Raw genomic sequence first — 19,020 nt, forward strand, 5'->3', positions numbered from 1 at the left:
GGATTGAATGATATAAAGAACTTTTTTTGCAATGATCAATGGACCTTGAGGGCCCTGCAAAGCTTCCTGTAATAACAGTAAAACAAGAAAAGCCGGAGATCGATCTCCGGCTTTTCTTATTATATCATACTTATTCTCTACTTCACCTGAATTAATCTGCTGGTATATACCTTACCATTAACCTTTATCAGGCAATAGTGGATTCCTGCCGGAAGGCCGGAAGCATTTAATGTCAGTTTCTGTATTTCTCCTGCTTTTGCCAGATCATTATACAAACGTTTTTCCAGTACGCCGTTATTGCTATATACATCTACAGTCACCTGCGTTGTTGAAGGTGATTTGAAGGTGATATAAGCTACATCCGTAAACGGATTAGGATACGCATTGTACTCAAATGCTGCTCCTGATTTATTCTCTGCAACAGTAACAGTACCTGATGCCGTGCGGCCTGTGGATACGGGCACTGTTAATACCGTTTGCGCAGAATCGCTACAACCGTTCGTTGTATTCGTTACTTTCAACTTGAAGGTACCGGATGAACCTGCTAGTCCTGACATATAAGTAAGAGTAGTGCTGGTAGCTCCTGATGCAATAGTCCAGTTAACATCAGCGGATGTTAATGTCCATTTATAGGTAGCACCGTTTACACTAAGCGCTGTCAGTACGTCAAACGACAACGGAGAGAGGGTAGCGGTTGGCGGATTTATTACGGTAGTAGGAAGCGTTGTATTCTGATTGACAGCAGTATTTGAACTTGTCTTACATCCATTAGAAGGATTTGTAACGACCAGGAAGTAAGTCCCTGGAGTTGTAACCGTAGCTGTCGTATTGCTGGAAGTGAAGCCAGATGGCCCTGTCCAGCTATAGCTAACTCCTGGAGTTGTACTGGTAGCTGTTATGACAGTACTGGTTTTAAGACAGGTAAGGGTACCATCATTACTTGTTGTTACTCCTGCTGGTGCAGACAGGTCCTGGATGACAGTTGCACTGTCTATGGAAGAACAGCCTGTAGTACTTCTGGCAGTTACATAATACTTACCGGGAGCACTTACATTTACTGTTCCTTGTCCGGATGTAAAGCCAGACCAGGTGATAGTGGCACCTGTGGTGGAAGAAGTCGCCACTAAGTTTACACTAACAGTTGCACATGTTAATGTAGCAGGTGCAGTCACTACCAGATTTGGTTTAGTGATATTCTGTGTTACAATTGCGCTGTCTATAGAAGTACAGCCAGTAGTACTGCGAACAGTCACATAGTATTTCCCGGGAGCGCTTACACTTACTGTTCCCTGTCCGGAGGTAAAGCCAGTCCAGGTGATGGTAGCACCAGTAGTAGTTGATGTAGCATTTAAACTAACTGTAGTAGTAGCACATGTTAAAGTAGCAGGTGCAGTCACTACAAGATTCGGTTTGCTGATATCCTGAGTAACGGTAGCGCTGTCTATAGAAGTACAGCCAGTAGTGCTGCGAACAGTCACATAGTATTTCCCGGGAGCGCTTACGCTTACAGTTCCCTGACCAGGAGTAAAGCCAGTCCAGGTGATAGTTGCACCAGTAGTAGTTGATGAAGCACTTAAACTAACAGCAGTAGTTACACATGTTAAAGTAGCAGGTGTAGCCACTACGAGATTCGGTTTGCTGATATCCTGAGTAACGGTAACACTGTCTATAGAAGTACAGCCAGTGGTGCTGCGAACAGTCACATAGTATTTCCCGGGAGCGCTTACGCTTACTGTTGCCTGACCAGGAGTAAAGCCAGTCCAGGTGATAGTTGCACCAGTAGTAGTTGATGAAGCACTTAAGCTAACAGCAGTAGTTACACATGTTAAAGTAGCAGGAGCAGTCACTACAAGATTTGGTTTGCTGATATCCTGAATAACGGTAACACTGTCTATAGAAGTACAGCCAGTAGTACTGCGAACAGTCACATAATATTTCCCGGGAGCACTAACACTTACTGTTGCCTGTCCAGCGGTAAAGCCAGTCCAGGTAATAGTGGAACCAGTACTGGTTGATGTAGCACTTAAACTAACAGCAGTAGTCGTACATGTTAAAGTAGCAGGTGTAGCCACTACCAGATTCGGTTTGCTGATATCCTGAATAACAGTAACACTATCTATAGTAATACAACCAGTAGTACTACGTGCAGTCACATAATATTTCCCAGGAGCACTTACACTTACAGGATTCTGACCGGAAGTAAAGCCAGTCCAGGTGATAGTGGCACCAGTAGTCGTTGATGTAGCACTTAAACTAACTGAAGTAGTAGTACATGTTAAAGTAGCAGGCGCAGTCACTACCAGATTTGGAGTAGTAATATCCTGTATAACTGTTACACTATCTATAGTAGAACAACCACTCGCACTACGTGCAGTCACATAATACTTACCAGGAGCACTCACACTTACTGTGGACTGACCAGAAGTAAATCCTGTCCAGGTGATAGTCGCGCCTGAAGTAGAAGAAGTAGCTGACAAGGTTACACCAGTTGTTGCACATGTTAAAGTAACAGGCGCAGCAACCACCAGATTGGGTTTGCTGATATCCTGTGTAACGGTGACACTGTCTATAGAAGTACAACCAGTCGTACTGCGTGCAGTTACATAATACTTACCGGGAGCGCTTACACTTACTGTTGCCTGTCCGGCCGTAAAGCCTGTCCACGTAATAGCAGCGCCTATAGTAGAGGAGCTGGCAGCTAAGCTAACACTGGTTGCTGCACATGTTAAAGTAGCAGGGGCAGTAACAACGAGATTCGGTTTTGCGATGCTCTGTATTACGGTAACGCTGTCTATAGAAGTACAACCATTAGAACTACGTGCAGTTACATAATACTTACCCGGAGCGCTTACACTTACCGGATTCTGACCCGCAGTAAAGCCTGTCCATGTAATAACAGCGCCTGAAGTAGAAGAACTGGCAGCTAAGTTCACACTTGTAGCAGCACAGGTTAAACTATCCGGTTTTGTTACGCTCAGGTTGGGAGTTGTTATATTTTGAGTAACAGTGGTCGTCGCAGTAGCTGTACAGCCGCCGGATGCAGTTACTGTCAGGATATAACTACCAGGAACACTTACTATCGGGTTTTGCAGAGCAGACGTAAAGCTGTTTGGCCCTGCCCAGCTGTAAGTAACACCTGATGTGGTAGAAGTGCCTGATAGTATTACAGTAGTTATATCACAGTTTAAAACGCCGCTTACTCCCGCAGTAGCATTTACATTGCCACCTGTAGATGCTCCGGTCAGCTTTATATTATCAAAGTAATACTGCTCTGTAGCATTAGAGTTACTTGTTCTGATAACAACCTGTAGTGTGCTGCCATTCAATGCAGCTGAGTTGATAGTGATAGAAGCTGTTCCGAAAGTAGTGTTTCCTATTCCGGCGGAGTCTGAATATATGAGTGTTTCAGCGCCTCCGTTCAGTTTATAGTATACACGTATATAGTCGGCCGTTTCAAGGAAATCGTTTGATGAAGAGGTTCCGCTTATCAGGTCTGCAGAGATGACTACATTGCTTTTATTGGAGATGTCTATAACCCCGGAAGTCCAGACACCTTCTACCTGCGCGGTAAAGCTGGCTTTTAACTGGTTATTCTGTACAGAGAATGTACCAGGGCCAGGGAAAGTAGTGGTCCAGCTGGTGGCCCCTGTATCCGAGGTTGTACCATTTGCAAAGGTAAAATCTTCCAGCCAGAAAGCAGTGGCTGCACCCGCTGGTGCTACGGTCACAGACTGTGATGCAGTACAACCGTTGGCCGGATTAGTAACAGTAACGGTGTAGGTACCTGCTGTACTAACAACAGGGTTCTTTAATGTACTGGTAAAGCTGTTGGGCCCAGTCCAGCTGTATGTAGCTCCTGAAACGGTAGAACTGGCGTTTATTGTAACACCGGATCCGCAACCCAATGATCCGCCTGTAGCAGTAAGGTCCGGTGCTGTTTTATTTTCAGTAACCGCTACAACAGTCGAAGTAGCACATCCGGAACCGGTAGATACGGTTAACGTATAATTCCCGGCCGCAGTTACCACAGGGTTTTGCAGCGCAGAAGTAAAGCTGTTTGGTCCTGTCCAGCTGTAAGTAACACCCGATGTGGTAGAACTACCTGATAGTGTTACAGAAGTCGTAGTACAGGTTAAAGGGCCGCTTACTGTTGCATTTATTGTATTGCCACCAGCAGCTGTCCCCGTCAGCTTTATATTATCAAAGTAATACTGTTCAGTAGCATTTGAGTTACTTGTTCTGATCACTACCTGCAGGGTACTGCCATTCAATGCAGCTGAGTTGATAGTGATGGAAGCTGTTCCGAAAGTAGTATTTCCTATTCCGGCGGAGTCTGAATATATGAGTGTTTCAGCACCTCCATTCAGCTTATAGTATACGCGAATATAGTCAGCGGTTTCAAGGAAATCGTTTGATGAGGAAGTCCCGCTTATCAGGTCTGCAGAGATAACTACATTGCTTTTGCCGGAGATATCTATCACCCCGGAAGTCCAGACACCTTCTACCTGCGCGGTAAAACTGGCTTTTAACTGGTTATTCTGTACAGAGAATGTACCAGGGCCGGGAAAGGTCGTTGTCCAGCTGGTAGCCCCTGTATCCGAAGTTGTTCCATTTGCGAAGGTAAAGTCTTCCAGCCAGAAAGTACTCGATGTTGCAGTACCTGTTACAGTGACTGATTGAGTGGCAGTGCAACCATTAGCAGGGTTGGTAACCGTCACAGTGTAAGTGCCTGCGGTGCTGACAGCCGGGTTCTGGGAAGTACTGGTAAATCCATTGGGGCCTGTCCAGCTATAGGTAGCCCCTGAAACAGATGAACTGGCAGTGATAGCTACACTGCTGCTGCATAGAGTAGCTCCTGTTGCTGTCAGATCGGGTGTTGTTTTGTTTGTAGTGATGGTGACAGAAGCAGTGGCAGAAGCGGACGAAGTAGTGGCAGTAACGGTGTAGGTACCAGCTGTTGAAACGACTGGGTTCTGAGCCGTAGAAGTAAAACTGCCAGGCCCTGTCCAACTGTAGGTAACGCCTGATGCACTGCTGGAAGCAGACAGGGTAGTGGAAGGGTTGGTACAGGTTAGTATGCCACTGTTGGATGCACCGGCAGTAACGCTCACTGTACTACCGCTACAGGGCCCTTTCTCCTTAAATACCCTGTATTGCTCGATGTAATAATCGGACCTGGTACCGCTTCCGTTATCATAGTTATACATCTTTACGATCAGCTGTATAGAACTCCCCTGAAGAGAGTCTGATGTGAAGTCGATGGTACCAAAATTCCCTGTGCGTTGATCCAGCAGTGTTTCTGGTCCACCATCCAGCCTGTAATATATTTTCACATATTCAGAGCTGGTTTGTTTTCCTTCTGAGGAAATTTTTACTGCTGCCTGGAAACTGCTGTATCCTGCAGTTGAAAAGACGCGGGAATACCATATTCCCACTCCACCAATGTTTTGTGCTGTGAACCGGTTCGATTTAACAGCAAATATACTGGTACTGCTACTGACAACATTAGTAGCATCCAGGTACCAGCCGGTAGAGGAGGCATCAACGGTAGTGCCGTTTGCCCCCGGAAAGGTACCCGTAATAATTGGACAAGTAGGAGTGGCCGACAGGCGGATACTCAAGGCAAGGAATAGTAATAGCAAGGGCATAAGGCGCTTATAGCCCCCTTTAGGTAATAGTTTGTGCATGTAAAATTGGTTTATATCGGTAACGGTTTTAGACAGATTTATCTCATGACCTTTTCGGAGTTGTTATTGCACACTCATTCACAACAAAATTTCACTAACAAGGGTTATCAAACAGGAAATATGTAATAGTTAATACTGCCAAGTTCTTTAAATAAAACTTACCTAAGTATTAATTTTATTATAATATGATTAAAATGAGTATGGGTACGTGTTTTTGTGAGTAATAATGCTCAACCATTGAAATAATTCTCTACAAAACACTATACAGATATTCCGGATTTTCTCCCTAACTTTCTTAAGCAGCTGTTAAATTGGAAATATTCGCTGGAAAAACCGGAAAACAGAACATATAGAACGGTTATTGTGTTCATACATTTAAATTCCACTTAATGAAAGTATACAAATACTATATGTATTTTTTACTGAACAGTTTCCCGTTGCTTGCACATTCTCAGAATCAACCAATAAGATTTGCACACATTGGAGTAAATGATGGATTATCTCAAAGTAATGTAACCACTATCTTACAGGACATCAGAGGTTTAATGTGGTTCGGAACACAGGACGGATTAAATAAATATGATGGCTACCAGGTTAAAGTATATAAAAACGATAAAAAAAACACAGCCAGTATAAGTAATAATTTCATCAAAAGTATTGTACAGGATAAAAAAGGGAATATGTGGATCGCTACCTGGGGCGGAGGGGTAAACAGGTTCGACAGGGCAACAGAGCGATTCATCCATTATGTGCATGATAAGAATAATGCAAATAGTCTCAGTAATGACTTTGTAAGCATGCTTTACATAGACAGTAATGATAATGTATGGATAGGGACAGAAAGCGGCGGCCTGAATAAGTTTAATTATACTACCAATCAGTTCACGTTCTATAAACATGAAGAGAACAAAGCAGGTAGCCTGAGTGACAATTATGTACGCAGCATCTTTGAAGACAGCCAGCATAACATCTGGGTAGGTACCTTCCAGGGAGGCTTAAATCTGCTGAACAATAAAACACAATCCTTTACTCATTTTCAGCATTCTGTGGATGATACAACATCCATAGCACATAATTCAATTGAAGCCATTGTTGAAGACGGCAAGCATCGTTTATGGATAGGAATGAGGGGAGGAGGACTGGATTTATTTAATCCGGGAACACAGACCTTTCGCCATTTCAGACACGATCATACCAAACGCAATACACTGCCCCTGGACGTAATACTATGCATGAATGTTGATGATAAGAACAATTTATGGATTGGTACAGAAAATGGTGGATTGAGTATATTCAATCCGGAAAAAGAAATTTTCAATAATGTATTGTATGATGAAATTGATCATACAAGTCTGAGCAACAATTCCATTTACTCTATTTATGATGACTCCCAGGGAAACATGTGGGTAGGGACTTACAGTGGTGGTGTAAACCTTTATAACAGAAACAGTAATAAGTTCACTCATTATAATCATAATACTTCCGATAACAGCCTAAGTAATAACTACGTACTTTGCTTCTCTGAAAATAATGATGGTCGTATATGGATAGCAACAGATGGAGGAGGCCTGAATTTATTTGATCCGGTAACAGGCAGTTTTACCCACTTCAGACACAAAGAAGGTGATTCGACGACTGTTAGCAGTGATTATATTGTACCGCTGCAGCAAGATAAAGATAATGATTTATGGATGGGCACAGTAGGCGATGGAGTTTCCGTACTCAGTCTGAAGGAAAACAGGATCAGGCAATTAAAACATAATCCCAAAGACAGCACCAGTATCAACTTCGATAACGTTTGCGCAATGATCAGGGACAGGGATAATGACCTGTGGTTAGGTACTTTTGGAGGAGGGCTGGACTTATATAATTCTAAAACAAAATCCTTTAAACATTATAAACATAATCCCAATAACCCCAATAGTATCGTCAGTGACCGGATACAAAGTATTTTTCAGGATAGTGAAGGCTTACTCTGGATAGGAAGTTTTGAAAAAGGATTGCAGATATTTGATAAAACTACTCAGACCTTTACCTCTTTTGTTCCCAAAAAAAGTGCAAACAATCTGAGTGACAACAGGGTCAATTGTATCTATGAAGATCATAACAGGAACATATGGGTTGGTACCAGTTATGGTTTAAACTGCTGGAACAGAAAAAGCAAAACAACAACAGCCTACTCTATAGAGGATGGTTTACCCAATAACATCATATTTGATATATTGGAAGATGCTAAAGGCCGGCTTTGGATCAGTACTAATAAAGGATTGTCCAGGTTCAATCCGGCAACAAAATCTTTCACGAATTTCTACACGGCCGACGGGCTACAGTCGAACGAGTTTAAGGCACATGCAGCTATCAGAAGTCGTTCAGGGATGATGTATTTTGGTGGAGTGAACGGGTTTAATGTGTTTAATCCCGACAGTATAGAAATAGATTCATTTGATCCCCCGTTAATATTAACCAACTTCCAGATCCTGAATACGGATGTGGCAGTCGCCCTCGATGAAAAAGATCCTTCTCCATTGAAAAAAAGTATAGGAGAATCAACAGAGATTATTTTACCTTATGACCACTCGGTTATTTCGTTTGAATTCGCATCCCTGAACTATACCCTCAGGGAAAAAAAGCAATACATGTACAAGCTGGAAGACTTTGATGAAGATTGGAATCAGCTTGGGACCAGACGGCTGGCTACCTATACTAACCTGGACCCCGGCGAATATACATTCAAAGTAAGAGGACTCAAGAATAATGGGGAATGGTCATCTCATGTAACTTCTGTAAAATTGATTATTATTCCCCCTTTCTGGATGACATGGTGGTTCAGGTCATTAGTAATAGCAGTTGTTGCAGGAGCGATTGTTTTTATGTACAGACGCCGTATCAGTGCTATCAAAGCACAGAAAGAAGTATTGGAAAAACAGGTAAAGGAACGGACGGAGCGATTAGATATTGCTATGAAAGAAGAACGCAAAGCACGGAGAGAAGCAGAACAGGCCAACCGTGCCAAAAGCGTTTTTCTGGCAACAATGAGTCATGAGATCCGTACACCAATGAATGGTGTAATCGGGATGGCAGACCTGCTGGCCGACAGTAACCTTAACAATGAGCAACAGAAATATGCAGAGATCCTTAAGGTGAGTGGCGAAAGCCTGCTGAATGTGATCAATGATATCCTGGATTTCTCCAAGATAGAATCAGGCAGGATAGAACTTGAAATGAGAGATTTTGATCTGCGCATCTGCATTGAAGAAGTGCTGGATATTTTTGCTGAAAAAGCAGCAAAGGCCGGATTAGATCTGTTATACCAGATAAACCATGATGTACCGGCTCAGATCATTGGAGACCGTTTACGGCTGAAACAGGTATTGATGAATCTTGTAGGGAATGCTATTAAATTCACGCCGAAAGGAGAAATATTTGTAGGATTACAACTTGAAGAAACGTTGAAAGATGATATTGCTGTGATAAGATTTACTGTCAAAGACACAGGTATAGGTATCTCAGAGAAAAATCTTGATAAATTATTCAAAGCCTTTTCACAGGTAGATGCTTCTACTACCCGTAAATATGGCGGGACCGGCTTAGGACTGGTAATTTGTAAAAAACTGGTGGAAATTATGGGAGGTAATCTCCAGGTTTCAAGTGAGCAGGAACAGGGGGCCACTTTCTTTTTTACCATCAGCGCCAAAGTGAGTAAAGAACCGCTCATTAACTATGTCAATACCAGCTATGACGATCTCAACAAAAAGAAGATATTGATCGTAGATGACAATATGACGAATTTAAGTATTCTTAAAAGTCAACTGGACCAATGGGAGCTTATTACTTTATCAGCAACGTCCGGTGAAGAGGCATTGAAAATAATCAAAGATAAAATTCCTGTTGACCTGGTACTGACAGACATGCATATGCCTGATATGGATGGTACTGATCTGGCAAAAAATATAAGAGAATTTAATCCTCAGTTACCTGTCATATTGCTGAGTTCCATCGGGGAATACAATTTCAAACAAAACGAGGGCCTTTTTGTATCCACACTGGTCAAACCTATCAAACAGAAAATGCTGTTTACGCAGATTTTCGATACCCTCAAAAACAAGAAAAAACAAACAGTAGATGATGATATTATCATATCCTCTCAAACCCCGCATAAAAATTTAGCCAAATTATATCCATGGAATATTTTGCTGGCTGAAGATGATGCTATCAATCAGTTTGTAGCAAAAACCATTCTGGGTAAACTCGGGTATGAGCCAGACATCGCTAACAATGGGTTTGAAGCTCTTCAAATGTGGGAAAGGAATAAATATAATCTTATACTGATGGATATGCAGATGCCGGATGTAGATGGAATTGAAGCCACCAGAACTATCCGCCGGCAAATAGGGGAACAGCCTATCATCATTGCCATGACTGCCAATGCCATGAAAGAAGACCGGGATAAGTGTATTGATGCTGGTATGAATGATTATATCAGTAAACCAATTAATCAGCATGAACTTATCGACCTGCTGAAAAAATGGATCTGAAAGTTATTTTTTTATGTAAATTGAAATCTATGAAACTACCTATTCATGCAGTTATCACCGGGATAACAGTTGTTCTGGCATCCTGCAGCTCACCTTCTATAGAGCATACCGGAAATGGAAAGGATACCACAGGAGGAGCTCCCGTTGAAACGAAAGCGCCCAATTCAGATTATAAACCGGCATTCGCCGGGCAAACCCGCATTGCTGGAGTGCATACTACAACACCTTATGAAGGAACTATTTTGTCCGACGGACTTGAAGGGCCATGGGGTATTACAGCTTTACCGGATGGCAGGTTGCTGATCACGGAGAAAAAAGGTGATCTGAGAATCGCTACGGTATCAGGGCAGCTGAGTGCGCCTATTACTGGCATTCCTGCGGTAAATCCGGCCGGACAAGGCGGTTTACTGGGTATCCGCGTAGATCCGGATTTCAGTACCAACAGGATGGTGTATTGGGTATTCTCTGATCCGCTGCCTGAAGGTAATTTAACTGCTGTGGCAAAAGGGAAACTCTCCGCAGATGAGAAGACCATTGAAGGTGCTACCGTTATTTACAGAGCAACACCTGCTTACAAAGGAACACTTCACTATGGAGGAAGAATCGTTTTCGATAAGAATGGCAATATACTGATAAGTACCGGAGAGCGTTCTGATCTGGAAACAAGACCACAGGCGCAGCAATTGAACTCTGCCTTAGGTAAGGTGTTACGCATTACAAAGGAAGGGAAGCCTGTGGATGGTAATCCATTTGCTGGTCAGGCAGATAAACGTCCTGAAATTTACAGTTATGGCCATAGAAATGTACAGGGACTCGCCTTCAATCCTGAAACAGGTGATCTCTGGGAAACAGAATTTGGCCCAAGGGGAGGAGATGAAGTGAATCGTATTGAACCCGGAAAAAATTACGGATGGCCCACCATCACATATGGTATTGAATATGCCGGCCCGAAAGTAGGAGAAGGTATTCAACAGAAAGCAGGACTGGAGCAACCCGTTTATTATTGGGATCCCGTTATCTCTCCCAGTGGTATTACGTTCTACAGTGGTAATGGTATCGCTGAATGGAAAAATAATCTCTTTATCAGTAGCTTAAGTGGTATGCATATAGACAGGCTAGTGATCAAGGATAATAAGGTCGTGGGAGAGGAAAGACTACTGGCCACTGAAGACCAACGATTCCGTGATATAGCAGAAGGTAAGGATGGTATATTATATGCCATTACAGATAATGGCAGGTTATACAGTATTCATAAGAAATAACTAAAAAGGCTACGCAAACCGCGTAGCCTTTTTTACAATCCCTTATCGTGCTTTAGTAGCATCGTTAAATAAAGATATAAAGTACTTCAATGCATTCTCCTGATTATTGGGTACATCTGCAATAAGTTCAGCAGAAATATAATTTCCTTTTATACCGGAAGATTTCAAATACACATTGCCACTGTTGCCCAATAGTTTACTGATAGTTTCACCCTTATTCCCCATTTCGGCAACAGGCATCTTATCACGTAGATTTTTAGGACTGAAGAACATGGTCATATTATTTTTTAACAACAGTTCTTTTTGCTGTTTATTCAGATTACCCTTATAAGTGCCTGCATTTATCTGTTCAATATCTGTCAGCGATGTACCCATGAATACGATCCCATCCTTTAGAAGAATATGCAGATTGAACGGATTTTTAGTACTATGATAGAGGCTGTAAATATTGTTTGCAAACAGGACCTTATGTTTGCTGATACCATATTTGAGTAATTTCTCAATCAGATGTGTATCGTCGGAAGAGAACATACATAAGATATCTGGCAGGGTTTCCATTTTTGTTTGCGTGGTATCCCTGCGCTCATAATTTTCATCATACACATACGTTTGGTATGTTGATTCCCTGGGGGTAAGATTCGTCATCAATATAAGTGCGTCTCCTTTAACAACTTTCGCGATGGCCTTTTCATCCAGCAGGAGTGAAATCAGGTCGCCACCAAGGTCTATCTCCTCACTAAAAGTACCATAGGTCTGACTGAATATTTTAGGCAGTTCCTTCAGATAAGACTCTGTATCAAAAGCATAACTCATAAACCCGATCAGGCTATCACTTTTAATATATTTCAGGAACTTCTTATTCAGTTTCTTGTCATATATCTTCCTGTAAGCATCAGCCTTGTCTTCATCTAATGCCATTTCTCCTGTTATACGCATATGCTCCTTGTCCATGTATAACCGGGCATTCACGCTACCATATCCTTTCAGCATATTGCCATACTTCAGGAAATTATAAGGCAGATAACCACTGTAAATACGCTGAAGGTCTGCCATCCAGAAGGAACCAAGGGCATTTTTATCCAGACTTCTGAGGTAAGCAGGATTGTTTAAGATGGAAGGATTACTCTTATTCAAAATATCCAGGGAGTACGTTGCCATCCAGGCAGCGGCAACACTGTCCTTTAAGGCCTCTTGTTCTTTGTAGGCTCTGGTGTATTCGGTTTCCACTACAGGGGTAGGCATAGTCTCCTCTGATTCCGGAGCTTCCGGTACCGCAGGAATACCAGGTACTTCCTCCGTAACTGCTTCTGCCACCGGAGCTTCAGTTTCGACAGTTGTTTCAGGCATATCAATCGTTGCATCCGCAGACTCCACCGTATCTATTATTGCATCAGATACAGTCTCATCATAAGGATTATCGATGTAAGATAAGTCCCTGATACCATAGCGGGAAGCTGTCAGGGAGTCATGGAAGAAATAAGTGTTCACGGACCCGTGAGCTACATACAGCATCTCATTATTCCACATGAACAGATTTTTCCCGGATGTTGCCAGTACCCTTATTTCTCCCTGTTGTTTAATTTTTGCGCGTGTTGTATCATTGAAGAGTTTTTCAAATTTCCGGGGATCGGAGAGTGGTATTAATAAACAGTTATAATTAATGCTATCTGTTTTCTGATAATAATAGTAGATAGTGGAGGAAAGGTTAATGCCTGCATCTTCTATACCTTTATAATCCCCGCCTGTTCTTTTTGAAACACCATCTAATAACAGCTTTCCTAAAGCAGATGTATCGAATTCTCCTATGGAAAACAGCTGGAACAGCTGATCACTTTTAATGCTGGCTACTGCCAATGCCTTTTCCGGGATTTTATGTGCAAGATCCTGCGCTACTGCTGTGTATCCTGTAAACAATGAAAGGGTTAGTAATTGTAATACTCGTCTCATGCTATTTTGATAATTGTACTTGATTTGAAATATTGGCTTGTCCGTTAATCAGGTCTGGTATGGCCAGGCGTTGGATAATTGCCTGCTGATTTTTAGAAATCCTGGCCAGCTTGTTACTGTAACTGGTAATAGTAGTCTCAAAACGCAGGATACTGATATAAGCGGCGGCGCTGAATATCTCCTTATCCCGGTTCTTTAATTGATTGAATTGCACTTTCACATCGTTGGAATAGCTGTAATCCCTGGTAAACCGGGCTTCCTCCTTATTATAATTGTAAGTGGGGATATTGGTGCTTTTCACTTTATATTGCTCCAGGAGAGCTTTGGCAAGATGATTAACGTCCGAAACGTCTTTAAATGAGAAACGGATGTCGGCAACGAAATTTGTAAAGTCGGCAGTACTTTTAACATTAGAGATGCCCGGCATCCTGCTCAGTTGAGCGACTGTCTTATCTATTTCCTGCTGTATTTCCTGTTTACCGGGTACTTTGTAACCATGAATGCTGTCCATGAGCATAATAGCTGCAATCCGGTTTTTACTCTGGCTGAAGTTAACCGTCAGTATCATGGAGCCTGTTCCATCTTTCCCCATGGTGATTTCTTCAATCACTTCAAAGCAAGAGGTGAAAAATACAGATATAGTCAGCAGGAGTATAACAAAAAGTTTGTTTTTAAACATGTATAGTTAGCGCATTTGTCCCGGCCGCGGGCAAAGGTAACATTATATTAACATAAGTGAAATACTGGTATATAGGGATTTATTGACGTTTACGGTATATGTAGAAATAATATCATTTGACTTACGAAACCAGTTTCGTGATACCCAATCCTGCGTGATTGAACAACTGTGTGAATTCTTTCAATTCAATGATATTGGTGACGCCAAGCTTTTGAAGGATCTTTGCTTTATGGGTCCCTATTGTTGAAGTATGCGCACACAACAGGTTCGCGATCTGCGAAACGTTTTTCCCTTCAAGTAAATGGGTCATGACTTCCAGTTCCCGTGGAGATAGCCTGTTAAAGAGACTCAAAGGAGTTCTTTTAGTAGTTTCCAGGCTCTGGATGATATGCATTCCGGGACTTAAGTACTTTTTATTGTTCAGCGTAGTTATAATAGCTTTTCGGATCTCTGCGTCATCGGCTTCCTTGTTAATAAACCCTTTAACCCCTAATTGAAGATAGATCCTGGCGTAAATTTCTTCCTTGCTCATAGTCAGGATCAGGATCTTCAGATCCGGACAGAACGCGAAAATGTTTTGCAGTAAATTAATAGAATCTGTTCCAGGCATATTTATATCCAGGATCGCGAGGTCATAGCTGTTGGTCTTTATTTTTTCCCAGACAGTATCCCCATTACTACATTCATCTATTTCTATATTCAGAAATTCCTTTTTAAGGAGATAGGTGATCCCGGTTCTTACGATGGAATGGCAGTCGGCTATTAAGAATTTTTTCATAGCGATCAAGAGTTTTGGATAGTAATGATGATCGATTGTTGTCTAAAGTAGTTGCAAAGTAGAGTAATTTACTCATGTAATACTCATGCCTGTTAACCGATCTATCAAAAAAGAAGCTACAAAATATTGATCTTCATCATTTTAATGTTTTAAGATTTTGACTTATATCAAATGTCAATATTACACTTAAAAAACATTTTTAATAAATTCGTTCAGGAAAAGGCCATCCGGATCTATATTCTTCCGTAATTCCCGGAAATCATTCATTCTGGGATATATTTTCTCTAATACTGTTTTTGACAGATCTGAAAGTTTCCCCCAATTAGGACGGGCATCATATTTTTTCATTACATCGAAAAACAGTTGCATAGATGGATGAACTTCTTTTTCACGGTATTCACGTACGCACATCCCGATATAAAAGGTCTCCTGATTATAGGCTGGGCTAAGCCATGAACTTTCAGCGCCGGTATAACGAAGATCTACTGGGAAGTGGATTTTTTGCTCAGAATGCTCCAGTGTATCCCTGAATTCTTTTAAAGCTTTTTTATGATTATTATTAAGAACAGGCAGTCCATATTCAGAAACAACCATTGGTACTGTTTCATCATGGACTAATATCTCGAAACTATTCCCGATTCTTGTTCGTGGAGTAAAAAAATAATTGAGGCAATACTTATTGATTGCAGAAATTAAAGAAGGATCATCATGGCTTTTTATAAACATGGGGGCCGTTAATGCATCTATCTCTAGATCACGCATTTTTTGTTCATAACTGAACTTTTCCAGCTTGTCTTTTTCATTATATTCTTCTTCGTTTATCCGCTCTGCTTTAAACAAATATACTTTATTGGTATGCGGAAACCACCATGCCTTAAAGTATTCATAGCGTCTTGCATAATCATCCATGTATTCAATAAACTCATCAAACTCAATAACGGACTCCTCTGATCTCAGGTAAAATAAGGGTTCACATCTGAATGTTACTTCCGCAATGATCCCAAACATACCGAGGGAAATGGAAGCGGCATCCCATAGAGTATCTCTGTTTATCTCTAATACTTCTCCTGTTGCTGTTATTATGCGTAAATGCTCAATCTCTGCCGAAAGGCTCCTGTGCTTCAAACCACTACCGTGTGTGCCGGTGGCTAATGCACCGGCAACTGTCTGCTTATTAATGACGCCAAAATTGGGGAGTGAAAGTTTGTTTTCTTTCAGAACTGAATACAGTTCATGCAAATACATTCCACCCTGACAGCGAACGGAATCTTTACCGACTGAAATTAATTTCCGGTAGTTTTTCAGAGAAACTAAAATTTCATTACTGATAGCAATGGGAGAAAAAGAATGGCCAGAACCAACCACACGAATCTTTTTCCGCTCTCTTCCTGCCATCTGTACAACTTCAATTATCTGCGCTTCCGTTTCAGGTTCAAAATAGTTCTCAGCAATACAGGAGTGATTTCCTGCCCAGTTAGTCCAGTTAAAGTTCTTTTTGTTAACCATTGATATCTGATGCTTCAGTAACCACTACTTTTGATTCGCTGTAGGCTGATATATTGATACCGGTTTGCTTTTCTGCTTTCACTTGTTTTTTGATCCACTTATATGTTTTTTCTATTCCCACTGCTAAAGGGATAGATGGTTTCCAGCCGAGTATTTCTTCAATGAGTGTGTTGTCAGAATTTCTTCCACGTACACCTTCCGGGCCTTCGCGGTGTTTCAGTGGCAAATCTTTGCCTGCAATTTTCATCACAAGTTTTGCAAAATCATTCATCGAAAGCATTTCTTCCGAACCAATATTGAGAGGTTTATCATAATCAGATTTCATAATCCGGATGACGCCTTCCACACAATCGTCAATATAGCAGAATGAACGTTTCTGTTCACCATCTCCCCATATTTCGAAAGCAAATTCTGAAGTAGCAGCTTTACGACAAAAAGCAGCGGGTACTTTTTCTCTTCCACCTTTCCAGGTCCCATATTCCCCGTAAATCCCATGAAACCTTGCGATACGTACCTGCATCTGTGGAAATTCTTCTGAATATTTCATAGCAATTTCTTCAGCATATAATTTTTCAAGTCCGTAAATATCCTGTGGATAAGCCGGCCAGGCGGAATCTTCTTTCAGTCCAATGGTATTTTCTGCATCATTCTGTGAATGCAATGGATAAACGCAGGCGCTTGAAGAATAAAAATAACGTCTCACACGCTGGTGCCTTGCAGCTTCCAGCACATTTAAACTTATCATAGTATTATTGTATCCGATCCGGCTGTGATTACTTTGTATAAATCCCATGCCTCCCATATCGGCAGCAAGATTGAAAACCCAATCAATTCCCTGACAGGCCTGCATACAATTTTTCATAAAACGCAGATCGGTTTTAAGAAATTCATGGCAGAATTCATCCGGCTGCATAAATTCCGGCTCCTCCCAATCTGCGCCTACTACGTGATATCCTTCACGCTTCAGTCGTTTTCCTAAATGGGAGCCTATGAACCCACTTGCTCCTGTTATTAATACTTTGATTTTATTGTTTGTGATGATACGTATAGGTTCAACCAGTTTTAATACTTCAGCAATATATGAATGGTGGTTATACTTACCTTTTAATTCAACCGGTATTGATCCGTTAATATCAAACCATTGTCCATCTGAATGGTCATGATCAAAACTTAATGGAATATCTTCAATTTCTGCCTGAAAAGTAATGTTGATCGTATGAGAAGAAGCTCCCTGCTCAGAATCATTGAATTCTGTAGAGAACGTACCCAGAAACTTTGTTATTTTTATTTTGTCTTCCGGAATATCCAACTCCAGGGCAGCCTTTCTTATTCCACATTGTTCTATTCCTTCATTCTTCATCATTCTGCCACCCTGTAGCCAATAAAAGCTTTCACAGGGTTTATTCTTACGTTTGATAAGAAAAACTTTGTTGTCCTTCACAATGACAAGGTCAACACAAACCAAAGGAACATTATCAAGGATCATACGGTAAACATCTGTAGGAATTAATCCACCGGACGATTTCAGAATCTGTTCATCTTTGTAGGTTAATAGCGTTTTCATAAGATAGTTTTTTATAGTGGCAATCAAAGACCGAACTCCATCAGGAAGGACTCCATGACGGGGAGGTTAATATTTTCTTTATACGCATTTAAACTTTCTTTTACTTCTTCTTTAGAGGACGCTCCAATCACTATTGTACTAACAGCAGGGTGATAAAGAATGAATTTATAATTAAGCGCCATTAAACTGACACCGTTTTTATTGCACCATTGGTACATCCGTATGGCTTTTTCTACTGAAACATCTTTTTCTATGGCATAGTGCCGGATACTGGTATGGGCCGGATCTTTACCCGAAAGTAATCCCATGCACAAGGGAGATCCCAGCATAACAGGAACGTCATTTTTAAGGGATGTTCTTAGCAAGGAATCTGCTTTTGTACATAAAACATTATAATCGAGATATGGTAAAATAACGTCCGCATAACCAGAAGAAATAAATTTAAGATGCAGATCATGGTCCCGGACTCCCAGGCCAATGTTAAGGATCACTTTTTCTTCTTTTAACCGGAGCAGCGTTTCCATCCCTCCATTTTCCATCATACTTTTAAAATCAGCATTAGAGGGATCATGTATATGGACAATATCGAGGTAGTCTGTTTGCAATGTCCATAAACTATTATCAATACTCCGTCGTATGCTGTCTTCGGAATATCCTTTATAAATAGGGTGTGTGCCGGTTTTTGTAGAAAGAACAAAGGATGAACGTCCGCCGTATTCTTTTAATGCAACGCCGATTTTTTTCTCACTATTGCCATAAAATGGAGAAGTGTCCAGCAGGTTGATCCCATTTTCCAATGCAAACAAAACTGTATCTATCGCTTTTTTGTCAGATACCGGTCCCTGAAAAAAAACATTTTTTTTACAGGAACCAATACCTGCTCCTCCAAGTGATATAGGGAATATAGGCGTTTTATTGGCGCTTAACAACATGTAATAGTCTGTTTATAAATTTATTACGTTTACGTTATGCTCTTCTTGCATAGACAATCTTGATGCAATGATACAGGGATTAGAAAATGGGGACTATAGAAAATTTTCTATATTTAAATTTTGAGTCAAA

9 protein-coding genes are annotated in these 19,020 nt (G+C 41.2%); 2 read left to right on the forward strand and 7 right to left on the reverse strand.

Translation table 11 applies throughout. From position 1 onward, the window contains the following. Window positions 1-137 precede the first annotated feature (137 nt). Complete coding sequence (locus BMW86_RS29995) at window positions 138-5,687, reverse strand: T9SS type A sorting domain-containing protein (protein WP_089787271.1); 5,550 nt, start codon at window positions 5,685-5,687, stop codon at window positions 138-140. A 389-nt stretch (window positions 5,688-6,076) separates the two neighbouring features. On the opposite strand from BMW86_RS29995, the gene BMW86_RS30000 reads away from it, so the two are divergent. Both BMW86_RS30000 and BMW86_RS30005 read left to right on the forward strand, forming a co-directional pair. Then, window positions 6,077-10,222: a hybrid sensor histidine kinase/response regulator gene (locus BMW86_RS30000; RefSeq protein WP_089787273.1), complete on the forward strand. Its 4,146-nt coding sequence runs from the start codon at window positions 6,077-6,079 to the stop codon at window positions 10,220-10,222. Between the two features lie 29 nt (window positions 10,223-10,251). Continuing rightward, on the forward strand, window positions 10,252-11,484 hold the full coding sequence (locus BMW86_RS30005; protein ID WP_089788260.1) for a PQQ-dependent sugar dehydrogenase: 1,233 nt from the start codon (window positions 10,252-10,254) through the stop codon (window positions 11,482-11,484). A 42-nt stretch (window positions 11,485-11,526) separates the two neighbouring features. Here BMW86_RS30005 and BMW86_RS30010 read toward each other — a convergent pair whose 3' ends face one another. The 6 genes from BMW86_RS30010 to BMW86_RS30035 all read right to left on the reverse strand — a co-directional run bounded on the left by BMW86_RS30010 (window position 11,527) and on the right by BMW86_RS30035 (window position 18,890). After that, window positions 11,527-13,431 (reverse strand): hypothetical protein, encoded by a 1,905-nt coding sequence (locus tag BMW86_RS30010; RefSeq protein ID WP_143056733.1) that lies wholly within the window; start codon window positions 13,429-13,431, stop codon window positions 11,527-11,529. A 1-nt stretch (window position 13,432) separates the two neighbouring features. Further along, window positions 13,433-14,110: a hypothetical protein gene (locus tag BMW86_RS30015; RefSeq protein WP_089787277.1), complete on the reverse strand. Its 678-nt coding sequence runs from the start codon at window positions 14,108-14,110 to the stop codon at window positions 13,433-13,435. Between the two features lie 121 nt (window positions 14,111-14,231). Further along, on the reverse strand, window positions 14,232-14,888 hold the full coding sequence (locus tag BMW86_RS30020; RefSeq protein WP_089787279.1) for a response regulator transcription factor: 657 nt from the start codon (window positions 14,886-14,888) through the stop codon (window positions 14,232-14,234). A gap of 186 nt (window positions 14,889-15,074) precedes the next feature. Beyond that, complete coding sequence (locus BMW86_RS30025) at window positions 15,075-16,394, reverse strand: D-arabinono-1,4-lactone oxidase (protein WP_089787282.1); 1,320 nt, start codon at window positions 16,392-16,394, stop codon at window positions 15,075-15,077. Next, entirely contained in the window at window positions 16,387-17,958 is a 1,572-nt protein-coding gene (locus BMW86_RS30030; RefSeq protein WP_143056734.1) for an NAD-dependent epimerase/dehydratase family protein, read from the reverse strand. The genes BMW86_RS30025 and BMW86_RS30030 overlap by 8 nt, the downstream gene beginning before the upstream one ends. 23 nt (window positions 17,959-17,981) lie before the next feature. Further along, window positions 17,982-18,890, reverse strand: coding sequence for an aldo/keto reductase (locus BMW86_RS30035; RefSeq protein WP_089787286.1), 909 nt, complete (start codon window positions 18,888-18,890; stop codon window positions 17,982-17,984). Between the last annotated feature and the right edge of the window lie 130 nt (window positions 18,891-19,020).

The sequence above is a fragment of the Chitinophaga sp. YR573 genome, from assembly GCF_900110995.1.
Taxonomy (GTDB): domain Bacteria; phylum Bacteroidota; class Bacteroidia; order Chitinophagales; family Chitinophagaceae; genus Chitinophaga.

Coding starts and splice junctions, on each gene's coding strand:
- BMW86_RS29995 (WP_089787271.1), bottom strand. CDS start 5,687: ATGCACAAACTATTACCTAAAGGGGGCTATAAGCGCCTTATGCCCTTG.
- BMW86_RS30000 (WP_089787273.1), top strand. CDS start 6,077: ATGAAAGTATACAAATACTATATGTATTTTTTACTGAACAGTTTCCCG.
- BMW86_RS30005 (WP_089788260.1), top strand. CDS start 10,252: ATGAAACTACCTATTCATGCAGTTATCACCGGGATAACAGTTGTTCTG.
- BMW86_RS30010 (WP_143056733.1), bottom strand. CDS start 13,431: ATGAGACGAGTATTACAATTACTAACCCTTTCATTGTTTACAGGATAC.
- BMW86_RS30015 (WP_089787277.1), bottom strand. CDS start 14,110: ATGTTTAAAAACAAACTTTTTGTTATACTCCTGCTGACTATATCTGTA.
- BMW86_RS30020 (WP_089787279.1), bottom strand. CDS start 14,888: ATGAAAAAATTCTTAATAGCCGACTGCCATTCCATCGTAAGAACCGGG.
- BMW86_RS30025 (WP_089787282.1), bottom strand. CDS start 16,394: ATGGTTAACAAAAAGAACTTTAACTGGACTAACTGGGCAGGAAATCAC.
- BMW86_RS30030 (WP_143056734.1), bottom strand. CDS start 17,958: ATGAAAACGCTATTAACCTACAAAGATGAACAGATTCTGAAATCGTCC.
- BMW86_RS30035 (WP_089787286.1), bottom strand. CDS start 18,890: ATGTTGTTAAGCGCCAATAAAACGCCTATATTCCCTATATCACTTGGA.